The 1,301-nt window shown below is 75.6% G+C and carries 1 protein-coding gene; it reads left to right on the top strand.

Translation table 11 applies throughout. From position 1 onward, the window contains the following. Window positions 1–277 precede the first annotated feature (277 nt). A partial coding sequence (locus D7231_RS34935; protein WP_147449893.1) for a glycerol-3-phosphate dehydrogenase/oxidase occupies window positions 278–1,301 on the top strand: 1,024 nt, incomplete at its 3' end.

The following is a 1,301-nucleotide window of genomic DNA, read 5'->3' on the forward strand; positions in this document are numbered from 1 at the left end:
GCCAGGGGGTGGTGGGGGGGTGCGGGGGGCGGGCAAAGGGGGAGGAGAGGGGGGGGCGGGGGGGAGGGAGAAGCGGGGAGAAGGAGGCGCGAGCGGGGAGGGGAAGGGGGACGGCGGCGCGCACGGCGGAGCCGGGCGCGGGCGGAGCGGGAACGAGGGCGGCGGGGGCGCGGGCGCCGCGAACGGCGGGCGCGCGGAGGACGTTCCACGCCGGGAGCGCGCGCCACACGGCGAGCGCGGTGAGCACGGCAGCACGGCGAGCACGAGGAGGCACAGCGTGAGGACGACCGCACTGGGACCGCGCGAGCGCGCGGGCGCCCTGGCCGGGATGGCGGAGCGGGAGCTGGACGTGCTGGTGGTCGGCGGGGGCGTGGTCGGCGCGGGCACCGCGCTGGACGCCGCCACCCGCGGCCTGGCCACCGGGCTGGTCGAGGCCAGGGACTGGGCCTCGGGCACCTCCAGCCGCTCCAGCAAGCTGATCCACGGCGGCCTGCGCTACCTGGAGATGCTGGACTTCGGCCTCGTGCGGGAGGCGCTGAAGGAGCGCGGGCTGCTGCTGGAGCGGCTCGCGCCGCACCTCGTGCGCCCCGTGCCGTTCCTCTACCCCCTGCGCCACCGCGCCTGGGAGCGCTTCTACGCGGGCTCGGGCGTGGCGTTGTACGACGCGATGTCCCTCTCCTCGGGCCACGGCCGCGGGCTGCCCCGGCACCCGCACCTGAGCCGCCGTCAGGCGCTGCGAATCGCGCCCGCGCTGCGCAAGGACGCGCTGGTGGGGGCGTTGCAGTACTACGACGCGCAGGTGGACGACGCCCGCTTCGTGGCCACGCTGGTCCGCACCGCCGCCGGGTACGGGGCGCTGGTGGCCAACCGGGCGCGGGTGACGGAGTTCCTGCGCGAGGGCGAGCGGGTGGTCGGCGTCCGGGTGCGGGACCTGGAGGAGGACGGCTCCTACGAGATCCGCGCCCGCCAGGTGGTCAACGCCACGGGCGTGTGGACCGACGACACGCAGGCGATGATCGCCGAGCGCGGCCAGTTCCACGTGCGGGCCTCCAAGGGCATCCACCTCGTCGTCCCCAAGGACCGCATCCACTCCTCCACCGGCGTCATCCTGCGCACCGAGACCAGCGTGCTCTTCGTCATCCCCTGGGGCCGGCACTGGATCGTCGGCACCACCGACACGGCCTGGGACTTGGACAAGGCGCACCCGGCCGCCTCCAGCGCCGACATCGACTACCTGCTGGATCACGTCAACTCCGTGCTGGCCGTGCCCCTCACCCGCGACGACGTGGAGGGGGTGTACG

Source organism: Streptomyces klenkii (assembly GCF_003626645.1).
Lineage (GTDB): Bacteria > Actinomycetota > Actinomycetes > Streptomycetales > Streptomycetaceae > Streptomyces > Streptomyces klenkii.